Source organism: Diaphorobacter sp. ED-3, assembly GCF_027625375.1.
GTDB classification, from domain to species: domain Bacteria; phylum Pseudomonadota; class Gammaproteobacteria; order Burkholderiales; family Burkholderiaceae_C; genus Diaphorobacter; species Diaphorobacter nitroreducens.
The window spans coordinates 694303-713673 of sequence record NZ_CP115182.1 but is presented as its reverse complement, the minus strand read 5'-3'; the positions used below and the strand labels follow the sequence as shown (position 1 = coordinate 713673).

Genomic DNA, 19371 nt, shown 5'->3' with positions numbered 1-19371 from the left:
CCTGTGGTGCCTGGCCCTGGTGAGGATTCCCGGTGAGGATTGGCCGCGGGTACGCAGCAACAGCCATTCGTATGGCGAATCGTCAGCGCCGCGGCCCCACAACAGGGGCGAGCGCCACGCGAGGGTTGGTTCCGCAGCGCCTTACACCGACTGCACCCAGCGCGCGATATCGGCCGCGCCCAGCGCACCGGAGATGCGCGCTGCCTCCTGACCGCCGCGAAACAGGATCATCGTCGGGATGCTGCGGATGCCGTAGCGCGCCGCGATCGCGGGGTGCGCCTCGGTATCCAGCTTGGCCAGCCGCATGCGCGGCTCCAACTCGCGCGCAGCCTGTGCGAAGGCTGGCGCCATCTGGCGGCAGGGGCCGCACCACGGCGCCCAGAAGTCCACCACCACCGGCAGGTGGCTGCGCGCCACGTGCCGGTCGAAGCTGGCCGCATCCAGCGCCAGCGGTTCGCCCGTGAACAGTGGCCGATGGCAGCTGCCGCAGTCGGGCGCACTGCCCAGTTGCGCGGCCTGCACGCGGTTGGTGGTGTGGCAGTGGGGGCAGACGACATGCAGTGCTTCGGGGGAGCTCATGGAGGACCTCGCGGGGGTTGGCGAAACCAGGCAATTGCGGGTAAGGGGTCAGGTTTTCAATGCCTACGGCCCAGCGGGTCGCCGGCCTACAGTGGCCGCGCACGTGCAGGGTTAAGGTTGCGGGCGATGCCCACGCCGCCTCTGCCGACTTCCCGCCACGCCCTGTTCCTCGACTTCGACGGCACGCTGGCCGACATTGCCGCACAGCCGCATGCCGTGCAGCTGCCACCCGGCGTGGTGGACTGCCTGCAAGCACTGCATGTGCGGCTGGAGGGGGCGCTGGCCATCGTCACCGGCCGCACCATGGCCGATATCGACCATTTTTTGGACCCGCTGCGCCTGCCCGTGGCCTGCGAGCATGGCGCGCAGTACCGCCTGGGCAACGGGCGCAGCGGCGGCCTGCCGGCGCTGCCACTGCAGCCGCTGCTGGCCGCGCTGCGCCCGCTGATGGCCCAGCACCCCGAGCTGCTGCTGGAGGCCAAGAGCGCCGGCCTGGCGCTGCACTACCGGCAGGCGCCGCAACTGCAGGCGCTGTGCCTGCAGGCGATCACACAGGCGCTGCGCGATGTGCCGGGCGCCGAGTTGCTGCACGGCAAGTTCGTGTACGAGGTCAAGCCCGTGGGGCCGGACAAGGGCCGCGCGATCACGGACTTCATGCGCCTGGCTCCCTTCGCCGGGCGCGCGCCGCTGTTCGTGGGTGACGATGTGACGGACGAAGCCGGCTTTGCCGCCGCGCAGTCGCTGGGGGGCCTGGGCATCAAGGTGGGCGAAGGCGCGACGCGCGCCCACGCGCGGCTGGCCACGCCCGCCGCCGTGCGCCAGTGGCTGCAGCACGCCGTGGGCGAGGAGATCACATGACGAGCAAAGCACCTCACGTGGGCGCCACCGCCATGGCCGCACCGTCGCTGGCGCTGGGAATGATCGGCAACTGCACCATCAGCGCGCTGGTGGATGCGCGCGCCTGCATCGTCTGGAGCTGCATGCCACGCTTTGACGGCGACCCGGTGTTCAATGCGCTGGTCCAGCCCGGCCCCGATGGCAGCCGCTTCGCCATCGAGCTAGAGGACTTCGCCAGCAGCGAGCAGTGGTACGAGCCCAATACCGCCGTGCTGCGCACGCACCTGACCGACGCGCACGGCAATTGCCTGGAGGTGACCGACTTCTGCCCGCGCTTCTTCGCACGTTCTCGCGCCTTCCGCCCCGTGATGCTGGTGCGCCGCGTGCGACCGGTGCGGGGGGCACCGCGCATCCGGGTGCTGGTACAGCCGCGCTACGACTGGGGCATGGCCCAGCCCGCCCTCACGCGCGGCAGCAACCACATCCGCTACGTGGGGGGCGACTTCACGCTGCGGCTGAACACCGACGCGCCCGTGGCCTACGTGCTCTCGGGCGAGCCCTTTGTAGCGGGGCGCGAATACAACTTCCTGCTCGGTGCAGACGAAACGCTCTCCGGCGGCATTGGCGACACCGCACGCCACTATGAGCAAGAGACCGTGTCGTACTGGAAGCACTGGACCCAGCGCCTGCATCTGCCGCTGCAGTGGCAGGAGGCCGTGATCCGCTCGGCCATCACGCTGAAGATGTCGCTGTTCGAGGACACGGGCGCCATCGTCGCGGCGATGACCACGAGCATCCCCGAATCCGCGCACAGCGGCCGCAACTGGGATTACCGCTACTGCTGGCTGCGCGACGCGTTCTTCGTGGTGCGCGCGCTCAACAGCCTCTCGGAAGTGGGCACCATGGAGGACTACCTGCGCTGGCTCGGCAACATCGTGGCCAAAACCGGCAGCGGCCACATTCAGCCGCTGTATGGCATCGGGCTGGAGCACGAGCTGCCCGAATCCGTCCTGCCCCACTTGGCCGGCTACCGCGGCATGGGCCCGGTGCGCGTGGGCAACCAGGCGGCAGAGCACTTCCAGCACGACGTGTACGGCAACATCGTGCTGGGCGCGGCGCAGTCCTTCCACGACCGGCGGTTGCTGCACCCCGCCGGCGCCGCGGAGTTCGAGCGCCTGGAGCGCGTGGGCGAGCTGGCCGTGCAGGTGTACGGCAAGCCCGACGCGGGCATGTGGGAGCTGCGCACGCGCGCGCGCATCCACACCTCGTCAGCCCTCATGAGCTGGGCGGCCTGCGACCGGCTGGCCAAGATCGCACGCGCCCTCCAACTGCCCGAGCGCGCCCATTACTGGCAGCAGCATGCGCAGCGCATGCATGGCGAGATCCTGGAGCGCTCGTGGCACGCCAAGCGCCAGGTGTTTGCCGAGAGCTTTGGCGGCAGCGAGCTGGACGCCAGCGTGCTGCTGATGGCCGAGGTGGGCCTGATCCACCCCACCGACCCGCGCTTCGTGAGCACGCTGGACGCCATGGAACACACGCTGTGCGACGGCCCCTTCATGCGCCGCTACGAAGCCGCGGACGATTTCGGCAAGCCCGAGACCGCGTTCAACATCTGCACCTTCTGGCGCATCGACGCGCTGGCGCGCACCGGCCGGCGCGAGCAGGCGCAGGAGATCTTCGAGGCCATGCTGGCCGTGCGCAACCCGTTGGGGCTGCTGTCCGAAGACACCCACGCCGCCACGGGCGAGATGTGGGGCAACTTCCCTCAAACCTATTCCATGGTGGGCATCATCAATGCCGCCATGCGGCTGTCCGCCCCCTGGGACAGCGTGATCTGACCTGGAGCCTTCCTGCATGAGCCGACTCGTCGTCATCTCCAACCGCCTGGCCGACCCGCGCAAGAGTGCTGCCGGTGGCCTGGCCGTGGCCCTGGGCGACGCACTGGCACGCACGGGCGGCCTGTGGTTCGGCTGGAGCGGCACGGTCACCGCGGACGGCACGCCCGGCGAAGGTGCGCTGCAAACACACCAGGCCGGCAACGTGACCCTGGCCACCGTGGACCTGTGCCAGGCGGACCACGCGGCCTATTACCAGGGCTACGCCAACAGCGTGCTGTGGCCGGTGCTGCACTACCGGCTGGACCTGGCCGACTTCAGTGCCAATTACAGCGAGGGCTACCGCCGCGTGAACCAGATGTTCGCGCGCAAGCTGCTGCCGCTGCTGCGCGAGGACGACGTGATCTGGGTGCACGACTACCACCTGATTCCGCTGGCGGCGGAGCTGCGTGCGCTGGGTTGCCGCCAGCGCATCGGATTTTTCCTGCATGCGCCCGTTCCGCCGCCACTCATCCTCGCCGCGCTGCCGCAGCACGAGTGGCTGATGCGTTCGTTCTTTGCCTACGACCTGGTGGGCCTGCAAAGCGAGGCCGACGTCGTCCACTTCACACGCTACATGGTCAACGAAGCCCATGCGCAAGAGCTGGACGGGCAGCGCCTGCGCGCCTTCAACGCCACCGTGCGCGTGGCGGCCTTCCCCATCGGCATCGATGTGCAGGAGTTCCAGCGCCTGGGCCGCGCACCCGATGCCGTGCAGACCTGCGAAGCCCTGCGCGCGGAGTATTCACGCCGCCAACTGTTGCTGGGCATCGACCGGCTGGACTACTCCAAGGGCATCCCGCACCGCGTGCGCGCCTTCCGCCAGCTGCTGGAACGCTACCCCGAGAACGAGCACAGCGCCACGCTGGTGATGATCGCCTCGCCCTCGCGCGACGACGTGCACGCCTATGCCGACCTGCGCCAGGAGCTGGAGGGCCTGTGCGGCGCCATCAACGGCGACTATGGCGACCTGGACTGGATGCCGCTGCGCTACATCCACCGCACCGTCGCCCGCAAGCGCGTGCCCGGCCTGTGCCGCGCGGCACGCGTGGGGCTGGTCACGCCGCTGCGCGACGGCATGAACCTGGTGGCCAAGGAATACGTGGTGGCGCAAGAGCCCGAGGACCCGGGCGTGCTGGTGCTGTCGCGCTTTGCCGGCGCGGCCGAGCAACTCAAGGAGGCCTTGCTGGTCAACCCCTACGACACCCAGGGCATGGCCGACGCGATCCAGACCGCGCTGCGCATGCCGCTGTCCGAGCGCCAGTGGCGCCATGAACGGCTCATGGAACGCATCCAGCGCCAGGACGTGCACTGGTGGCGCAACAGCTTCCTGCAGGCGCTGCGCGACGAGGCTGCGCCGCCGGCCACCGCGCCGGCTGGGGCCGTGGCAGCCACTTGAGGGTTGTCTGGGTGCACGCGTCCTGCGCGCAGCGGCCCCGCCACGCCCCAGCCGGTCAAGGCTGCAGCTGTGGAGTTCAGCCCGGCTGCTGCAGCAGAGCCAACGCCGCGTAGTCGCCCACCTGGGCGCCCAGCCCCGCAGGCACCAGCTCTACCCCGGCGGTGAGCGCGGGGAAGTAGCGCGCCAGCTGCGCACGCAGCAGCGGCAGCAGCAGCGCCTGGTGGTGCAGGAACACGGCACCGCCCAGGCTGATGCGCCGCAGGTCCAACGTGGCCACCAGGTTGTACAGCAGCCGTCCCATCAGCACGCACAGCGCCTGCACTTCGGCCAGCGCGGCAGCGTCACCCGCGTCCGCCGCCGCCATCAGCGCGGGCGCCTCCCGGCCCAGTCGGCGCGGCAGCGCACTGCCCGCGACGAGCGCCTCCACATCGCCCTGGTTGCCGCAGCCGCACAGCGCCACGTCGCTGCCCGCGTCGGGGTCGCCCACGTAGCTGTGGCCGGCATGGCCCGCGTTGCCGTTCTTGCCGCGCAGCACGCAGCCGTCCACGCACAGGCCGACGCCGATGCCGGTGCTCCAGGTCACGTAGGCGCAATCGTCCTCCCCCCGCAGCGCTCCCCACAGCCGCTCGGCCTGCAGCGCGGCCACGGCATCGTTGGCAACATGCACGCGGTCTGCGCCCAGCGCCTGCGCCAAGGGCGCCTGCAGCGGCACCCGGGTCCAGTCGTTGCCCAGGCCGCGCGGCGCACCGGCGAGCCCTCCGCAGATGTTGGGGTTGACCACTTCGACCATGCCCGCATGCCGCACGAATGGCCCGCAGGACGCCACGCCCACGCCCGCCAGATCCGAACGCATGATGCCCTGCCGCGTGCAGGCGGCATCCAGCAGCCGAAGCACCTGCTGGGCCAGCGCATCCGGCGCACCGGTCTTGGCGGTGGGCTCCGCCACGCGCGTGAGCAACACCGGCGGACCGCTGCCGTGGGCAGGGTCCGCCAGGCACACGGCCACCTTGGTGCCGCCAATGTCCACGCCGGCATGCAGGCCCGGCGACTGGGAGGTAGGAGGTTGCTGCGGCATGGGGCCCATCATGGCGCAACCGCGGCCGCCTCGGCTGTAGGGCAAAAGCGTTTATCTCAATTGATAGCTGCTCGCGCTTGTCCAGCGAGGGTTAGCGCCATAAAAGGCTCACAACCATTTGACCGCTAGGCTGAGCAGGAAGCTCAGCAGCACGGTGCTGGCCAGCGGAATGAACCAGTCGCGCCCGAAGAGGCGGAACTGAAAATCCCCCGGCAGCCGGCCCAGCCCCAGGCGGCGCAGCCAGGGGGTGAGCCCGTTGATGAGCACCAGGGCGAGGAAGACGACGAGAAGCCAGCGCAGCATGGGCCGAGTGTAGGCGCCTGCAGCCCGCGTGGCGTGCCGCTAGGGCCTGTGATGGAAGGAGTCGCGAAGCTCATGACAGCCTGCCCATCAAGGCGCGTGCCGCAGTGCGTGCGCCCGCACGCACAAGGAACGCAACACCGAGGGGGCTGTCATGAGCTTCCCTTCGGGTTGCCTCGTTGCCCGCGCTGGCAAGGCACGAGCCTTGCGGCGCGCAAGCGCCTTGCATCCACCTTCTTTGCGAGGCAATGCGATCCCCTTCCATAGTGTTCACAGGCCCTAGCGCTGCACGCCCCAGCGCCGCACCGTCAGGCGCTCCAGCGTGTGAAAGCCCAGGTTCTCCACCGCCAGGCCGATGGCGATCACCATGGCGAGGCCCGCGAAAACCTTGTCTGTGTAGAGCTCATTGCGGTTCTGGAAGATGTACCAGCCCAGGCCGCCCTGCCCCGAAGACGCGCCGAACACCAGTTCCGCCGCGACCAGCGTGCGCCAGGCGAAGGCCCAGCCGATCTTCAACCCCGACAGGATGGACGGCAGCGCCGCGGGCACCAGCAGTTGCAACACGTAGCGCAGCCCCTTCAGGCCGTAGTTGCGCCCCGCCATGCGCAGCGTTTCGGGCACGCCTTGAAAGCCCGCGTAGGTGTTGAGCGCCAGCGGCCACAGAACGGAATGCACCAGCACGAAGACCAGGCTGCCCTCGGATCGTGGGGTAAAGCGGACATCGTGACAGCCCCTGTAGAACCCTCAGAGCCGGTGGCTCCGGTCACCCTGCGCAAAGCCCAGGGGCCGCCACGGCGCGCCTGCGCCCACGGCCAGCACCTTGAACAGCTCGCCCATCTCGTGCTCCATCATCAACTTGGCCGCTTGGGCGCGCTGGGCCTGCGTCAGCCGCTCCAGTTCGGATAGCAGACCGCAGTTGATGAGAAAGTGCGCCTGCGTCGTGTAGGCCAGCACCTGCAGCCCCGCGTCCTGCGCGGCCAGGGCCATCGCGGTGAAGTTGACGTGCGCGGTGATGTCCTTGAGGCCTACGTCCGCCAGCGGGTCGGAATCCACCTGGTGCCCGCGGTGGCACACCAGCGTGCCCATGTGCCGCTGGGGGTGGTAGTACTCGTCCTCGCCAAAGCCGTAGTCGATCAGGAAGGCCGCGCCGCGCACGAGGTGCTGGGCCAGCGTGCGCATGAAGGCCTCTCCCTGGGGGTGGATCTCGGTGAGGTAGTCGTGCGGGCCGCCGATCTCCACCGGCGGGCGCAGCGGGGTGGGACGGTCCTCCCACACGAAGCCGCCCTCCGTGCAGTGCAGGGCCACGCCGCGTTCGTGCCACAGGCCCGCGCGGCGCTGCAGCAGTTGCACGGGCATGGCGTCCAGCACCTCGTTGCCCACCACCACGCCCTGCATCTGATCGGGCAGGCGGTCGACCCAGTGCACGCGGTCGCCCCAGGCCGCCAGCGTGGCCTGCTGGCGCGCGCGCAGGCTGCCCGACAGGTCCACGATGGTGTAGCGCCGCACGCGGTCGCCCAACGCGCCCAGCAACTGCGCGGCCAGCGCGCCGCTGCCAGCGCCAAACTCCCAGACCTCGTCGGTGGTGGTGGCGTCCAGCGCCTCGCGCACCTGGCGGGCCAGCACGCGGCCGAAGACAGGCGACAGCTCGGGCGCGGTCACGAAGTCGCTGCCACTGGAGGGCATGGCGCCGAACTTCGGCAGGTCGCCCGCGTAATAGCCCAGGCCCGGCGTGTACAACGCCAGCGCCATGAATCGGTCGAAGCCGATCCAGCCTCCCGCCTCGGCAATGGCCTTGGCGACATGGGTCTGCAGGGCGCTCGGTAAAATTGTGGGTTTGCTCGTCACGCGCCCGATTGTCCCCCCAATGACCTCTCCTCCCCGCCCCCGCACCGTGCTGGTGACAGGCGCCGCCCGGCGCCTGGGCCGCAGCATTGCGCTGGCGCTGGCGGCCGGGGGCTGGCAGGTGGCCGTGCATTACCGGTCTTCGCAACAGGACGCTCTTGAAACCGTAGCTGCTTGCGCAGAACTGTCGCGCGCTAGTGCCCATTTTGATGCTGATTTTGCCGATGAAGCGGCCGTGCGCGCCCTGTTGCCGCGCGTGGTGGCGCACTTCGGTGCGGTGGATGCGGTGGTCAACAGCGCCTCGCTGTTCGAACACGACACGGCCGCCAGCTTCAGCTACGCGCTGCTGGAGCAGCACCTGCGCAGCAACACCGGCGCACCCGTGCTGCTGGCGCAGGCGCTGCATGCCCATCTGGAGCAGCGCGCCGCCGAGGGCGAAGCCGACGTGCAAGGCGCGGTGGTGAACCTGCTGGACCAGAAGCTATGGAACCAGAACCCGGACTTCCTGAGCTACACCCTCTCCAAGGCCGCGCTGGAAGCCGCCGGCACCATGCTGGCCATGGCGCTCGCGCCGCGCGTGCGCGTGGTGGGCGTGGCGCCGGGGCTCACCCTCACCAGCCATCTGCTGACGGGCGAGCGCTTTGAGCGCATGCACGCACTGAGCCCGCTGGGCCGCTCGTCCACGCCGGAAGACGTGGCCGCCGCCGTGCGTTTCGCGCTGGACAATCGCTCGCTCACCGGCACCACGCTGCTGGTGGACGGCGGCCAGCACCTGATGCGCTTCGAGCGCGACTTCTCCCTGATGTGAACCCGCACGCCCCGCCATGCACACCGCCGCCGGCACCCAGATCCTCACGCTCACCGGTTTGCGCTTCGACGCGAACCTGGGCATCCTCGCGCACGAAAAAAACGCGCCCCAGCCCATCCAGGTGGACGCCGAGCTGAACCTGGGCACCCAGCCCCTGGCGCCGCGCGACGACGACATCCAGCACGTGCTGGACTACCGCAAGGTGCGCCAGATCATCATCGACGAGTGCACGGCCGAGCATGTGAACCTGCTGGAGAGCCTGATCGGCAAGCTGGCCAACCGGCTGATGCAGCTGCCCGGCGTGCTGGGCGTGCGTGTGAAGATCGCCAAACTGGAAATTTTTGATGACTGCGAAGTCGCCATTCGCGTCGAGACAGGACAGTGGTAAACCCATGAACACCGCCAACAACACCCTTCCCACCGCCGCCGACTGGGCCGGCGAAGATGCCGCGCCCGATGCGGCCGACACACGCAAGATCGAGCGCGAGTCCCACAAGCTGGAAAAGCGCCTGTGCCGCGAGGTGGGCCGTGCCATCACCGACTTCAACATGATCGAGGAAGGCGACAAGATCATGGTGTGCATGTCCGGCGGCAAGGACAGCTACACGCTGCTGGACATCCTGCGCAAGCTGCAAAAGCGCGCGCCGGTGAAGTTCGACATCGTGGCCGTGAACCTGGACCAGAAGCAGCCCGGCTTCCCCGAGCATGTGCTGCCGGACTATTTCAAGAGCATCGGCGTGCAGTACCACATCGAGAACCAGGACACCTACAGCGTCGTCAAGCGCGTGGTGCCCGAGGGCAAGACCACCTGCAGCCTGTGCTCGCGCCTGCGCCGCGCCATCCTCTACAAGGTGGCGGACGACCTGGGCTGCACCAAGCTGGCGCTGGGCCACCACCGCGACGACATCGTCGCCACGCTGATGCTCAACATGTTCTACGGCGGCCGCATGAAGGGCATGCCGCCGAAGCTGGTCAGCGACGACGGCAAGCATGTGGTGATTCGCCCGCTGTGCTACGTGCCCGAGAAGGACACGGCGCGCTGGGCGCAGTACCAGCAGTTCCCCATCATTCCCTGCAACCTGTGCGGCAGCCAGGACGGCCTTCAGCGCGTGGCCGTCAACGAAATGCTGCGCGAATGGGACAAGAAGTTCCCGGGCCGCATCGAGAGCATGCTGCGCGCCATGGGCCACGTGGTGACCACGCACCTGATGGACCCCCACCTGCACGACTTCAAGAACGCCAAGGCCACCGGTATTGCCGACCCGAATGGCGACATGGCGTTCGATCACGAGGAATTTCCGGTCGCACCCGCGCTGCCTGGCCTGCAGGTGGTGCAACTGGGCTGAACGCAGCGCCGCGCAACGCCGTACCATCACAGGCGCGGGGCCTGATGCCCCGGGGAGATACCGCCATGGCCTTCCTGCGCCACATTCCTGCCCTCGCGCTGAGCGCCGCGGCCGCACTGCTGGCCGGCTGCGCCGGTCCGCGCCTGGTGGAGAGCGACGTCAGCAGCTTCTCCACCCTCAGCGCTCTGCCCAGCCCACCCACCTACCGCTTCGAGCGGCTGCCCTCGCAGCAGGCGCAGGCCGCAGCGTTTGCACCCATCGAGGCCCTGGCCGAACAGGCGCTTGCGCGCGTGGGCCTGCGCCGCGACGACACCCAGCCACGGCTGGTTGCACAGATCGGTGCCGAGGGCGGCTACGCCACGCCGCGCTACTGGCCCTATGCGCCCGATCCGTTCTACGGCCGCTTCGGCTGGGGCCTGGGCTACGGCGGTGGCTGGGGTTTTGGCGGCATGGGCTGGATGATGGACGGCCCGCCCACCCTCTACCGCCGCAAGGTCAGTCTGATGCTGCGCGACGCCGCTTCGCAGCAGGTGGTGTACGAAACCTCGGCCGTGTACGAGGACGTGTGGACGGATGATCCCGCCATCTACGGCGTGCTGTTCGACCAGGCGCTCACCGGCTTCCCGCGCCCCCCAGCGGGCCAGCGCAAGGTCCGCACAGAAATCACGCCACAACGCTGACTCCCCCCGACCTGAAAGGACCCGCCATGCGAAGCTCCATCCGACACCTTGTTCTGTGCGCCTGCCTGGGCACCGCGAGCATGGTCGCCCAGGCATCCGGCCTGGGCGACACCCTGCGCGGCGCGACCGGCGGGGGTGCCAGCCCCTCCACGCTCGGCGGAATGTTGGGTGGGGGCGCTGCGCCGTCGGCCCTGTCCGCCATGGGTTTGAGTGGATCGGCCACCCCCAGCAACGCTGCCGGCGTGATCACCTACTGCATGAAGAACAACTATCTGAATGCCGACAAGGCCGCACTGGTCAAACAGCAGCTGCTGGGCAAGATGGGCCTGGGCGCGGCCCAGCCAGAGCCCCGTGACGAGGGCTACCTGAGCGGCCTGTCGGGCATGGTCAGCGGTTCCAACGGCAAGCAGTTCAACCTGAACCGCCTCAAGGGCGACCTGAAGGAAAAGGCCTGCGACTTCGTGCTCGACAACGCCAGTTCCCTGCTCTGACCCCACGCCTGCGCTCTTTTCCATGCACGCCACCCGCATCATCGCCATCCGCCACGGCGAAACCGCCTGGAATGTGGACACCCGCATCCAGGGCCATCTGGACATACCGCTCAACGACACCGGCCTGTGGCAGGCCCGGCAGGTAGGGCAGGCGCTGGCCGACGAAGCGGTGGCCGCCATCTACAGCAGCGACCTGCAGCGCGCCTACGCCACGGCCGAAGCCGTGGCCCGCACCACGGGAGCGCCCCTCACGCCCGTGCCCGGCCTGCGCGAGCGCAGCTTTGGCAGCTTCCAGGGGCGCACCTTCCAGCAGATCGAGACCGAATCCCCCGAGCAGGCCCTGCGCTGGCGCAAGCGCGATCCCCACTTCGTGCCCGACGGCGGCGGCGAGTCGCTGGACATGCTGCGCGAGCGCATTGCTGTCACGGTGGACGGCATTGCCGCGCGCCACGCCGGAGAGCAGATCGTGCTGGTGGCCCATGGCGGGGTGATGGACGTGCTCTACCGCCTGGCCACGCGGCTGGACCTGCAGGCCCCACGCACCTGGCAGCTGACCAACGCCGCCATCAACCGGCTGCTGTGGACCGAGGGCAACGGGCTCACCCTGGTGGGCTGGGCCGACACGCAACACCTGGAGAACGCGAGCCGCGATGAGATCCACTCCTGAGCATCTGCCCGAACACCTGCGCGCCACCGTCGGGCTGCGCGTGGACCTGATCGACACGCCGGCACTCGTCGTCGACCTGGATGCCATGGAGCGCAACATCCAGCGCATGGCCGAATTCGCGCACAAGCACCAGGTGCGCTGGCGCCCCCACGCCAAGATGCACAAGAGCGCAGAGATCGCCCTGCAACTGGAAAAGGCCGGCGCGCGCGGCCACTGCGTGCAGAAGGTGTCCGAGGCCGAGGCGCTCGCCGCCGGCGGCGTGGCCGACCTGTACATCAGCAACGAGGTACTGGGGGGAGCCAAACTATTGCGCGCGGCACGCCTGGCCGCGCAATTGGCCGCCCGCGGCGGCCGGCTGGGCATCGCGGTGGACAGCGAAGAAGGCATCACCCGCCTGTCCGAGGCCATGCGCGTGGCGGGCAGCGACGCCGGCATCGACGTGTTCGTGGAGATCGACGTCGGCCAGGGTCGCTGCGGCGTGCCGCCCGGCCCGGCGGCGCTCGCCCTGGCCCAGGCCGTGGCAGCCCAGCCGCGCCTGCATTTCGCAGGCCTGCAGGCTTACCACGGCAGCGCACAGCACCTGCGCGGCGCGGCCGAGCGGCGCGTGGCGATCGTCCACGCAGTGCAGGCCGCCGCCGATACCCGCGCGCTGATCGAGGCCGCGGGCCTGCCCGTGCCGCTGGTCACGGGCTCCGGCACCGGCACGCTGGTGCACGAGGCCGCCAGCGGGGTGTATGGAGAACTGCAGGCCGGCTCGTTCCTCTTCATGGACGCGGACTACGCCGCCAATGAACGCGAAGGCGCCCAGCCCGCCTTCGAGCATGCGCTGTTCGTGAAGACGCAGGTGATCTCTGCGCGACCCACGCACGTGGTGTGCGACGCAGGGCACAAGAGCCACGCCATCGACTCCGGCCTGCCCCTGGTCTGGGGCCTGCCGCCGGAACGCGACCTGCGCTACGCCAACGGCGGCGACGAACACGGCGTCCTGCACGCAGCTGGCCCCAAGGCGCGCCTGCCGGCCCTGGGCCGCATGCTGTGGCTGGTACCCGGCCACTGTGACCCCACGGTGAACCTGCATGACTACCTGATAGGCGTGCGTGGTGGCCTGGCGCACGGCGTGGTGGAGCGCATCATTCGCGTGGATGCCCGCGGCGCGGTGACGTAAGCGCCAAGCTTGAGCACTGCCGAGTGCTCGTCCATGGCGGCTGCGGCGAGTACGTGATCGATGCGGGCACGCAAAGTCTGCACGCTGTCACCTCCATAGCCAAAACCAAGAGCGCTACCGCATCCATGGCAGTGCGGCGACCCACCAAGCCGCACCGCTGGATCGCACACGCGACCGACGTTCCAAGGCGCCTCGGCAGACGGTAAAAAGGGAGAAATAGGCCTTCGGGCCAATCTGGATCCGCGCAAAAAGCTCCTAAAAGATGAGCGCTTGTGCATCAATTTCCTTACTGCCATCTCGCCCTTTCTGCTGGCACAACGCGCAATCTCCCTACCGCACTGGATGGAACCAGCAATTAAATTGTGATCAATTTAATCGCTGGCAATAATAGAGCCCATGCCCTCCCGCAAACCCGCCACGCCACCCAGCCCGCCCGAGCTACTGCTGGACAACCAACTGTGCTTCGCGCTGTATTCCGCGTCGTTGGCCATGACCAAGCTCTACAAGCCGCTGCTTGACGCCCTGGGCCTGACCTATCCGCAGTACCTGGTGATGCTGGCGCTGTGGGAGCGTGACGGGCTCACCGTCTCCGAGCTGGGCGAGCGCCTGTTCCTCGACTCGGGCACGCTCACGCCGCTGCTCAAGCGCCTGGAAGCCGCAGGCCTGCTGGTGCGGCTGCGCGACGTGCAGGACGAGCGCCGCGTGCGCATCACGCTCACCGGCCAGGGGCGTGCGCTGCGTGATGGCGCCCAGCCCATCCCGCACTGCGTGCTGGCCCGCACGCAGTGCACACCCGCCGACATTGGCGCCCTGACCGCGCAGCTCCATGCGCTGCGCGACCGGCTCGTGCAGCCGCAGGCCTGACACCGTTTTCCCTCATGCCCCCGTTGGCGGGGCCTTTGTTCCACTCTGAAAGGATGCACCCATGACCACGCTCGACAAGGTTCTCTACACCGCCCGCGCCCACACCACCGGCGGGCGCGACGGCGCATCGCGCAGCGATGACGGGCGGCTGCAGGTCCAGCTGTCCTCGCCCGGCGGCAGCGGCACGGGCACCAACCCCGAGCAGCTTTTCGCCGCCGGCTACTCGGCCTGCTTCATCGGCGCCATCAAGGCCGTCGCCGCGAAGCAAAAGCTGACCCTGCCCCAGGACTTGGCCATCGACGCCGAGGTGGACCTGGGCACGATCCCCAATGCCTACGGCATCGCCGCACGCCTGAAGGTGCACCTGCCCGGCATGGACCGCGCCCAGGCGCAGCAGTTGGTCAACGACGCGCACCAGGTCTGCCCCTACTCCAACGCCACACGCGGCAACATCGACGTGACGCTGACCCTGGCCTGAGGCACCGTAGCGGGCGGCGCAGTTCTCCGCGTTTTCCCTAGTCTGGCGGGATACCCATTGCAAGCGAGCGCTCAGCTTACGGGTTCATCATGCGCGGTCTGTCCCCCGCTTCGCCTGCATTGCCCGCGCCATGAAGATCGCCCTGCTGTCCGACATCCACGCCAACCTGCCCGCCTTCGACGCTTGCCTGGAGCATGCGCGAGCACACGGTGCACAGCAGTTCGCGCTGCTGGGCGACCTGGTGGGCTATGGCGCGGACCCCGGCCCGGTGCTCGACCGGGCCATGCAACTGGCCGCCGCGGGCGCACTGTGCGTGCGCGGCAACCATGACGCGGCCGCCCTCGCCCCGCCCGCCGTTGCCCAGAACCTGGGCGACCAGAGCGCGCAGTGGACCCATCCGCACTTGGACGAGCGCCAGCGTGCCTTCCTGGCCGGCCTGCCGCTGACCGAGCGCCTGGGGCCCGGCGCGCTGCTAGTGCACGCCAGCGCCGACGGCCCCGAGCGCTGGCACTACATCACCGACAGCAACGCCGCCGAGCGCTGCATGACCGCCGCCACGCGCATCGACCCGTCCATCCGCTACGTCTTCTGCGGCCACGTGCATGAGCAGGCGCTGTACTTCCTCACGCCCACGGCCAAGTTGATGCGCTTTTCGCCCCAGCCGGGCGTGCCCGTGCCCGTGCCGCCGCACCGCCAGTGGCTGGCCATCGCCGGCTCGTGCGGCCAGCCGCGCGATGGCGACACGCGCGCCATGTATGCCCTGTTCGACCCGGACGCCGCCACCATCACCTTCCAGCGCGTGGCCTACAACCATGCCGCCGCCGCGGCCGCCGTGCGCGCCAGCGGTCTTCCCACGTTCTTTGCCGACCGGCTGGAGCGCGGGCGCTGAGCCCGCCTTTTCCACCCTTCAGGACCAGACACACCACCGCCCCATGAAGCTGCTCACGCCCGGCACCGAGATCGACGGCTTCGTGGTGCATGAGTGCATCCACGCGGGCGGCATGGCGCACATCTACCGCGTGGGCTATGCCAATGCGTCGCGCGACCCGGGCTTTCCCATGGCCATGAAGATCCCGCGCATGACGGCAGGCGACGGGGCTGAGAACATCGTGGGTTTCGAGGTCGAGCTGACCATCCTGCCCACGCTGTCGGGCCACCACGCGCCGCGCTTCGTGGCGGCGGGTGACCTGATGCGGCTGCCCTACCTGGTCATGGAATACGTGCAGGGCGATACGCTGCAGCATTGGCTGGACGATCGCCCGCCGGGCGACACCGCTGCGCGCAGTGCGGAGACCATCGCCCGCATCGGCGGCGCCATGGCGCTGGCCGCGCACAGCATCCACCAGCAGAACGTCTGCCACCTGGACCTGAAGCCCGCCAACGTGCTGCTGCGCCCCGACGGCAGCGTGGTGCTGCTGGACTTCGGCCTGTCCTGCCACGCGCACTACCCCGACCTGCTGGCCGAGGAAATGCGCCAGGCCGTGGGCTCGCCCACCTGGATCGCGCCCGAGCAGGTGGTGGGCGTGCGCGGCGACCTGCGCAGCGACATCTTCGCGATCGGCGTCATGCTCTACGAGATGGCCACGGGCGAACTGCCTTTCGGCTCGCCCACCACACAGGGCGGCATGCGCCAGCGCCTGTGGATGACACCTGCGCCGCCGCGCCAGTACCGCCCCGACCTGCCCGAGTGGCTGCAGGAGGTGATCCTGCGTTGTCTGGAACCCGAAGCCGCGCAGCGCTACCCTTCGGCCGCGCACTTGGCCTTCGACCTGGCCAACCCCGACCAGGTGCCCATCACCGAGCGCGGCCGGCGCCTGCGCGGGCCCGGCGTGCGCGCGCACTTCAAGCGTTGGATCAAGGCTGCGGGCATGCACTACCAGCCCAGCCCGCTGCCGGCGCGCCAGATCGCCGAGGTGCCCATCCTCATGGTGGCCGTGCCGCACGACGACGTGACGGACGCCACGCTGTACTCCTTGCGCGAAGCGGTTGCCCGTTCGCTGGGCATACGCCCCGGCGCGCGGCTGGCCTGCGTGACGGTGATCTCGCCCTCGGCCAGCAGCACGTCCGACAGCACGCGCAGCGAGACCATGCTGCACCGCACGCACCTGGCGCGGCTCAAGCAGTGGGCGGCGGGGCTGGACCTGTCGCGCCACAGCGCCAGCTACCACGTGCTGGAGGCCAGCGACGTGGCCCAGGCCCTGGTCCGCTATGCCGAGGGCAACCGCGTGAGCATGATGATCCTGGGGGCGGCGACGCACGGGCTGCAGTTGCAGCGCTTCATCGACACCGTGCCCATCCGCGTGGCGCGGGATGCCCCCTGCACCGTCATCCTGGTCAAGCAGCAACTGCCTTTCGACGCGCTGGGCCAGTGACCCCGCGTGGCTGCCGCAAGCGTGACAATCACGCCATGACCGCGCCCCACACCGATGACACGCTCCACCCCTACGCCAGCCTCACGCCCGACCTGGTGCTGGACGCGCTGGCCAGCGTCGGCTTGTATGGCGACGGCCGGCTGATGGCCCTGGGCTCCTACGAGAACCGCGTGTACCAGGCCACGCTGGAAGACGGCAGTCGCGTGGTGGCCAAGTTCTACCGCCCGGGGCGCTGGAGCGAGGCGCAGATCCTGGAGGAACACGCCTTCGCCCAGGAGCTGGCCGATGCCGAGGTGCCCGTGGTCGCGCCCCTGCTGCTGCACGGCCGCAGCCTGCACCGGCATGCGGGCTTCGACTTTGCCGTCAGTCCCTGGCGCGGCGGGCGCACGCCCGAGCTCGACGACTTCGAGGTGCTGGAGTGGCTGGGCCGCTACCTCGCACGCATCCACAACGTGGGCGCAGCCCGGCCCTTCGCGCAGCGCCCGGCGCTGGACCTGCAGACGTTGGGCCAAGAGCCGCGCGACTGGCTGATCGGCACGCAGATCATTCCCCTGGACCAACAGACGGCATGGCGCGATGCCTGCGAACAAGCTCTCGAATTAATAGCTGCTGGCGCTTGTCTATCGGGCGCTACGGGCCAATTTGGCTTGAAAGACGCGAGCAACATCCGCCTGCACGGTGACTGCCACCCCGGCAACGTGCTGTGGACGCCCGTGGACGACGCCGGCCACGGCGGCCCGCATTTCGTGGACCTGGACGACGCGCGCATGGGCCCGGCCGTGCAGGACCTGTGGATGCTGTTGTCGGGCGAGCGCCGCCAGCGCACAGTACAGCTATCGGCACTGCTGGACGGCTACGAGCAGCTGCGCCCCTTCGACCGGCGCGAGCTCGCGCTCATCGAGCCGCTGCGCACACTGCGCCTGATCCACTACAGCGCGTGGCTGGCGCGGCGCTGGAGCGACCCGATCTTTCCGATCAACTTTCCCTGGTTCGGCAGCAGCGACTACTGGCGCGGCCAGGTGGACATGCTGCATGAGCAGATCGAGGCCATGCAGGAGGAGCCGCTGGCCGCATGAGGCGGCGCCCGCCTCAGCGCTGCGGGCGGGACCGCAGGAACGGCCTCCTAGAATCGGCCGCATGAAACGCTATGAGGCCCTCGCGGCGGACATCGAAGCTTCCATCCGTGACGGCGTGCTCCGCCCCGGCGACCGCCTGCCCTCGGTGCGCCACACTTGCACAAGCCGCGGCATCAGCGCCTCCACGGTGTTCCAGGCCTACTACCTGCTGGAGGCGCGCGGCCTGGTGCGTGCGCGCGAACGCTCGGGCTACTACGTGAGCGAGGGCGCGCGCAAGCGCCCGCCCGAGCCGGAGCTGGCCTCGCAGCCGCAGGACGCGTCGATCGCCGTGGACGTGAGCGAACTCGTGTTCGAGGTGCTCGAAGCCAGCATGGCGCGCGACGTGGTCGCCTTCGGCTCGGCCTTTCCCAGCCCGCTGCTGTTCCCGCTGTCCCGCCTGGGGCAAGCCGTGGCCGCCAGCGCCCAGGCGCTCGACCCGTGGAGCACGGTGGACGACCTCTCGCCCGGCAACCCGGCGCTGCGCCGGCAGATCGCGCTGCGCTACCTTGCCGACGGCCTGCAGGTGCGCACCGACGAGATCATCGTCACCAACGGCGCGCTGGAGGCGTTGAACCTGTGCCTGGCGGCAGTCACGCGCCCGGGCGACTCCGTGGTGGTCGAATCACCCACGTTCTACGCGGCGCTGCAGACGCTGGAGCGCATGGGCCTGCAGGCCATTGAGGTGCCGACCCACCCGCGCGAGGGCATAGACCTGGCGGCGCTGGAGCACGCCATCGCGCGCCACGGCCCCAGGGCCTGCTGGCTCATGACCACCTTCCAGAACCCGCTGGGCGGCCTGATGCCAGAGGCCAAGAAGCAGGCCCTGGTGGAGCTGCTCACGCGCCACGGCGTGCCGCTGATCGAGGACGACGTGTATGCCGAGCTGTACTTCGGCGACAGGCGCCCGCTGCCCGCCAAGGCCTTCGACCGTGAGGGGCTGGTGTTGCACTGCTCCTCGTTCTCCAAATGCCTGGCGCCGGGCTATCGCATCGGCTGGGCCGCGCCGGGCCGCTTCGCGCAAGCCGTGGCGCGCCAGAAGCTGACCACCACGCTGGGCGCATCGGCGCCCGTGCAGCTGGCGCTGGCCACATATCTGGAGCGCGGCGGCTTCGACAAGCACCTGCGCCGCCTGCGCCAAACCCTGGCCGCGCGCCAGGCGCTCGTGGCCGAGGCCGTGGCCGCGCACTTCCCGCCAGGCACGCGCGCCACGCAGCCGGCGGGCGGCTACTTCCTGTGGCTAGAGCTACCCGATGGCACCGACACGCTGCGGCTGCACCGTCAGGCGCTGCAGCACGGCATCAGCATCGCGCCGGGCCCGATCTTTTCGGCCTCGCGCAGCTTCGCGCACTGCCTGCGGCTGAACTACGGCCAGGAATGGAACGCGCGCAGCGAAGCCGCGCTGGCCACGCTGGGCCGCCTCGCGGTGAAGTGAAACAACCCCCTGTGGCGCTACGCGCCTTCCCCCTTCTCTCGCATCGC

The 19371-nt window shown here is 69.4% G+C and carries 20 protein-coding genes and 1 pseudogene; 16 read left to right on the top strand and 5 right to left on the bottom strand.

Going from position 1 to position 19371, the window contains the following annotated elements; translation table 11 throughout:
* Positions 1-141: 141 nt before the first annotated feature.
* Positions 142-579, bottom strand: a complete 438-nt coding sequence (gene trxC, locus PCQ86_RS03510) for a thioredoxin TrxC (RefSeq protein WP_011803963.1) — start codon at positions 577-579, stop codon at positions 142-144.
* A gap of 126 nt (positions 580-705) precedes the next feature.
* Here trxC and otsB point away from each other — a divergent pair, with 126 nt between their 5' ends.
* From otsB to otsA, 3 genes are read left to right on the top strand one after another with little or no spacing between them, the layout of a single operon-like run.
* A complete protein-coding gene (gene otsB / locus PCQ86_RS03505; RefSeq protein WP_088887713.1) occupies positions 706-1437 on the top strand; it encodes a trehalose-phosphatase in 732 nt (243 codons plus the stop codon).
* The gene (locus PCQ86_RS03500; RefSeq protein WP_088887714.1) at positions 1434-3254 is read left to right on the top strand and encodes a glycoside hydrolase family 15 protein; all 1821 of its coding nucleotides are present in this window, start codon (positions 1434-1436) and stop codon (positions 3252-3254) included. The genes otsB and PCQ86_RS03500 overlap by 4 nt, the downstream gene beginning before the upstream one ends.
* 16 nt (positions 3255-3270) lie before the next feature.
* On the top strand, positions 3271-4689 hold the full coding sequence (gene otsA, locus PCQ86_RS03495; RefSeq protein WP_270174872.1) for an alpha,alpha-trehalose-phosphate synthase (UDP-forming): 1419 nt from the start codon (positions 3271-3273) through the stop codon (positions 4687-4689).
* A gap of 76 nt (positions 4690-4765) precedes the next feature.
* On the opposite strand, the gene PCQ86_RS03490 is transcribed toward otsA, so the two are convergent.
* The 4 genes and pseudogenes from PCQ86_RS03490 to PCQ86_RS03475 form a co-directional block, all read right to left on the bottom strand.
* Positions 4766-5776 carry an ROK family protein gene (locus PCQ86_RS03490; protein ID WP_270174871.1) on the bottom strand — a complete coding sequence of 337 codons (1011 nt, stop codon included), beginning with the start codon at positions 5774-5776 and terminating at the stop codon, positions 4766-4768.
* A 96-nt stretch (positions 5777-5872) separates the two neighbouring features.
* Positions 5873-6067 carry a DUF2905 domain-containing protein gene (locus PCQ86_RS03485; RefSeq protein ID WP_011803958.1) on the bottom strand — a complete coding sequence of 65 codons (195 nt, stop codon included), beginning with the start codon at positions 6065-6067 and terminating at the stop codon, positions 5873-5875.
* A gap of 276 nt (positions 6068-6343) precedes the next feature.
* Positions 6344-6763 (bottom strand): annotated as a pseudogene (locus tag PCQ86_RS03480) (ABC transporter permease); the annotation flags it as partial.
* 45 nt (positions 6764-6808) lie between these two features.
* Positions 6809-7909, bottom strand: a complete 1101-nt coding sequence (locus PCQ86_RS03475; protein WP_442874540.1) for a class I SAM-dependent methyltransferase — start codon at positions 7907-7909, stop codon at positions 6809-6811.
* 19 nt (positions 7910-7928) lie between these two features.
* Between PCQ86_RS03475 and PCQ86_RS03470 the strand changes: the two genes are divergently transcribed.
* From PCQ86_RS03470 to PCQ86_RS03410, 13 genes are all read left to right on the top strand, one after another.
* Positions 7929-8714 carry an SDR family oxidoreductase gene (locus PCQ86_RS03470; RefSeq protein WP_270174870.1) on the top strand — a complete coding sequence of 262 codons (786 nt, stop codon included), beginning with the start codon at positions 7929-7931 and terminating at the stop codon, positions 8712-8714.
* A 16-nt stretch (positions 8715-8730) separates the two neighbouring features.
* Positions 8731-9102, top strand: a complete 372-nt coding sequence (locus tag PCQ86_RS03465) for a dihydroneopterin aldolase (RefSeq protein ID WP_011803955.1) — start codon at positions 8731-8733, stop codon at positions 9100-9102.
* A 4-nt stretch (positions 9103-9106) separates the two neighbouring features.
* A complete protein-coding gene (gene ttcA, locus PCQ86_RS03460) occupies positions 9107-10060 on the top strand; it encodes a tRNA 2-thiocytidine(32) synthetase TtcA (RefSeq protein ID WP_011803954.1) in 954 nt (317 codons plus the stop codon).
* Between the two features lie 44 nt (positions 10061-10104).
* A complete protein-coding gene (locus tag PCQ86_RS03455; protein ID WP_442874539.1) occupies positions 10105-10740 on the top strand; it encodes a DUF4136 domain-containing protein in 636 nt (211 codons plus the stop codon).
* A gap of 26 nt (positions 10741-10766) precedes the next feature.
* A complete protein-coding gene (locus tag PCQ86_RS03450; RefSeq protein WP_047350058.1) occupies positions 10767-11231 on the top strand; it encodes a DUF2501 domain-containing protein in 465 nt (154 codons plus the stop codon).
* Positions 11232-11253: 22 nt separating this feature from the next.
* Positions 11254-11898, top strand: a complete 645-nt coding sequence (locus PCQ86_RS03445) for a histidine phosphatase family protein (RefSeq protein ID WP_011803951.1) — start codon at positions 11254-11256, stop codon at positions 11896-11898.
* Positions 11882-13063 (top strand): DSD1 family PLP-dependent enzyme, encoded by a 1182-nt coding sequence (locus PCQ86_RS03440; RefSeq protein ID WP_270174869.1) that lies wholly within the window; start codon positions 11882-11884, stop codon positions 13061-13063. The genes PCQ86_RS03445 and PCQ86_RS03440 overlap by 17 nt, the downstream gene beginning before the upstream one ends.
* A 396-nt stretch (positions 13064-13459) precedes the next feature.
* Positions 13460-13927: a MarR family winged helix-turn-helix transcriptional regulator gene (locus PCQ86_RS03435; protein ID WP_196994469.1), complete on the top strand. Its 468-nt coding sequence runs from the start codon at positions 13460-13462 to the stop codon at positions 13925-13927.
* Between the two features lie 61 nt (positions 13928-13988).
* Positions 13989-14405 (top strand): organic hydroperoxide resistance protein, encoded by a 417-nt coding sequence (locus tag PCQ86_RS03430; protein ID WP_011803942.1) that lies wholly within the window; start codon positions 13989-13991, stop codon positions 14403-14405.
* A 130-nt stretch (positions 14406-14535) separates the two neighbouring features.
* Positions 14536-15294, top strand: a complete 759-nt coding sequence (locus tag PCQ86_RS03425) for a metallophosphoesterase family protein (RefSeq protein ID WP_270174868.1) — start codon at positions 14536-14538, stop codon at positions 15292-15294.
* Between the two features lie 43 nt (positions 15295-15337).
* Positions 15338-16777 (top strand): bifunctional serine/threonine-protein kinase/universal stress protein, encoded by a 1440-nt coding sequence (locus PCQ86_RS03420; protein ID WP_270174867.1) that lies wholly within the window; start codon positions 15338-15340, stop codon positions 16775-16777.
* A 35-nt stretch (positions 16778-16812) separates the two neighbouring features.
* Positions 16813-17853: a serine/threonine protein kinase gene (locus PCQ86_RS03415; RefSeq protein ID WP_270174866.1), complete on the top strand. Its 1041-nt coding sequence runs from the start codon at positions 16813-16815 to the stop codon at positions 17851-17853.
* A gap of 61 nt (positions 17854-17914) precedes the next feature.
* Positions 17915-19324: an aminotransferase-like domain-containing protein gene (locus tag PCQ86_RS03410; RefSeq protein WP_047349433.1), complete on the top strand. Its 1410-nt coding sequence runs from the start codon at positions 17915-17917 to the stop codon at positions 19322-19324.
* The last annotated feature ends 47 nt before the right edge of the window (positions 19325-19371 follow it).

What these genes read in the sequence shown, in the direction of transcription:
- PCQ86_RS03410 (WP_047349433.1), top strand. Translation starts at nt 17,915, where the DNA reads ATGAAACGCTATGAGGCCCTCGCGGCGGACATCGAAGCTTCCATCCGT.
- PCQ86_RS03440 (WP_270174869.1), top strand. Translation starts at nt 11,882, where the DNA reads ATGAGATCCACTCCTGAGCATCTGCCCGAACACCTGCGCGCCACCGTC.
- PCQ86_RS03430 (WP_011803942.1), top strand. Translation starts at nt 13,989, where the DNA reads ATGACCACGCTCGACAAGGTTCTCTACACCGCCCGCGCCCACACCACC.
- PCQ86_RS03490 (WP_270174871.1), bottom strand. Translation starts at nt 5,776, where the DNA reads ATGATGGGCCCCATGCCGCAGCAACCTCCTACCTCCCAGTCGCCGGGC.
- ttcA (WP_011803954.1), top strand. Translation starts at nt 9,107, where the DNA reads ATGAACACCGCCAACAACACCCTTCCCACCGCCGCCGACTGGGCCGGC.
- PCQ86_RS03415 (WP_270174866.1), top strand. Translation starts at nt 16,813, where the DNA reads ATGACCGCGCCCCACACCGATGACACGCTCCACCCCTACGCCAGCCTC.
- PCQ86_RS03500 (WP_088887714.1), top strand. Translation starts at nt 1,434, where the DNA reads ATGACGAGCAAAGCACCTCACGTGGGCGCCACCGCCATGGCCGCACCG.
- PCQ86_RS03450 (WP_047350058.1), top strand. Translation starts at nt 10,767, where the DNA reads ATGCGAAGCTCCATCCGACACCTTGTTCTGTGCGCCTGCCTGGGCACC.
- PCQ86_RS03435 (WP_196994469.1), top strand. Translation starts at nt 13,460, where the DNA reads ATGCCCTCCCGCAAACCCGCCACGCCACCCAGCCCGCCCGAGCTACTG.
- otsB (WP_088887713.1), top strand. Translation starts at nt 706, where the DNA reads ATGCCCACGCCGCCTCTGCCGACTTCCCGCCACGCCCTGTTCCTCGAC.
- trxC (WP_011803963.1), bottom strand. Translation starts at nt 579, where the DNA reads ATGAGCTCCCCCGAAGCACTGCATGTCGTCTGCCCCCACTGCCACACC.
- PCQ86_RS03465 (WP_011803955.1), top strand. Translation starts at nt 8,731, where the DNA reads ATGCACACCGCCGCCGGCACCCAGATCCTCACGCTCACCGGTTTGCGC.
- PCQ86_RS03485 (WP_011803958.1), bottom strand. Translation starts at nt 6,067, where the DNA reads ATGCTGCGCTGGCTTCTCGTCGTCTTCCTCGCCCTGGTGCTCATCAAC.
- PCQ86_RS03445 (WP_011803951.1), top strand. Translation starts at nt 11,254, where the DNA reads ATGCACGCCACCCGCATCATCGCCATCCGCCACGGCGAAACCGCCTGG.
- PCQ86_RS03425 (WP_270174868.1), top strand. Translation starts at nt 14,536, where the DNA reads ATGAAGATCGCCCTGCTGTCCGACATCCACGCCAACCTGCCCGCCTTC.
- otsA (WP_270174872.1), top strand. Translation starts at nt 3,271, where the DNA reads ATGAGCCGACTCGTCGTCATCTCCAACCGCCTGGCCGACCCGCGCAAG.
- PCQ86_RS03420 (WP_270174867.1), top strand. Translation starts at nt 15,338, where the DNA reads ATGAAGCTGCTCACGCCCGGCACCGAGATCGACGGCTTCGTGGTGCAT.
- PCQ86_RS03455 (WP_442874539.1), top strand. Translation starts at nt 10,105, where the DNA reads ATGCCCCGGGGAGATACCGCCATGGCCTTCCTGCGCCACATTCCTGCC.
- PCQ86_RS03470 (WP_270174870.1), top strand. Translation starts at nt 7,929, where the DNA reads ATGACCTCTCCTCCCCGCCCCCGCACCGTGCTGGTGACAGGCGCCGCC.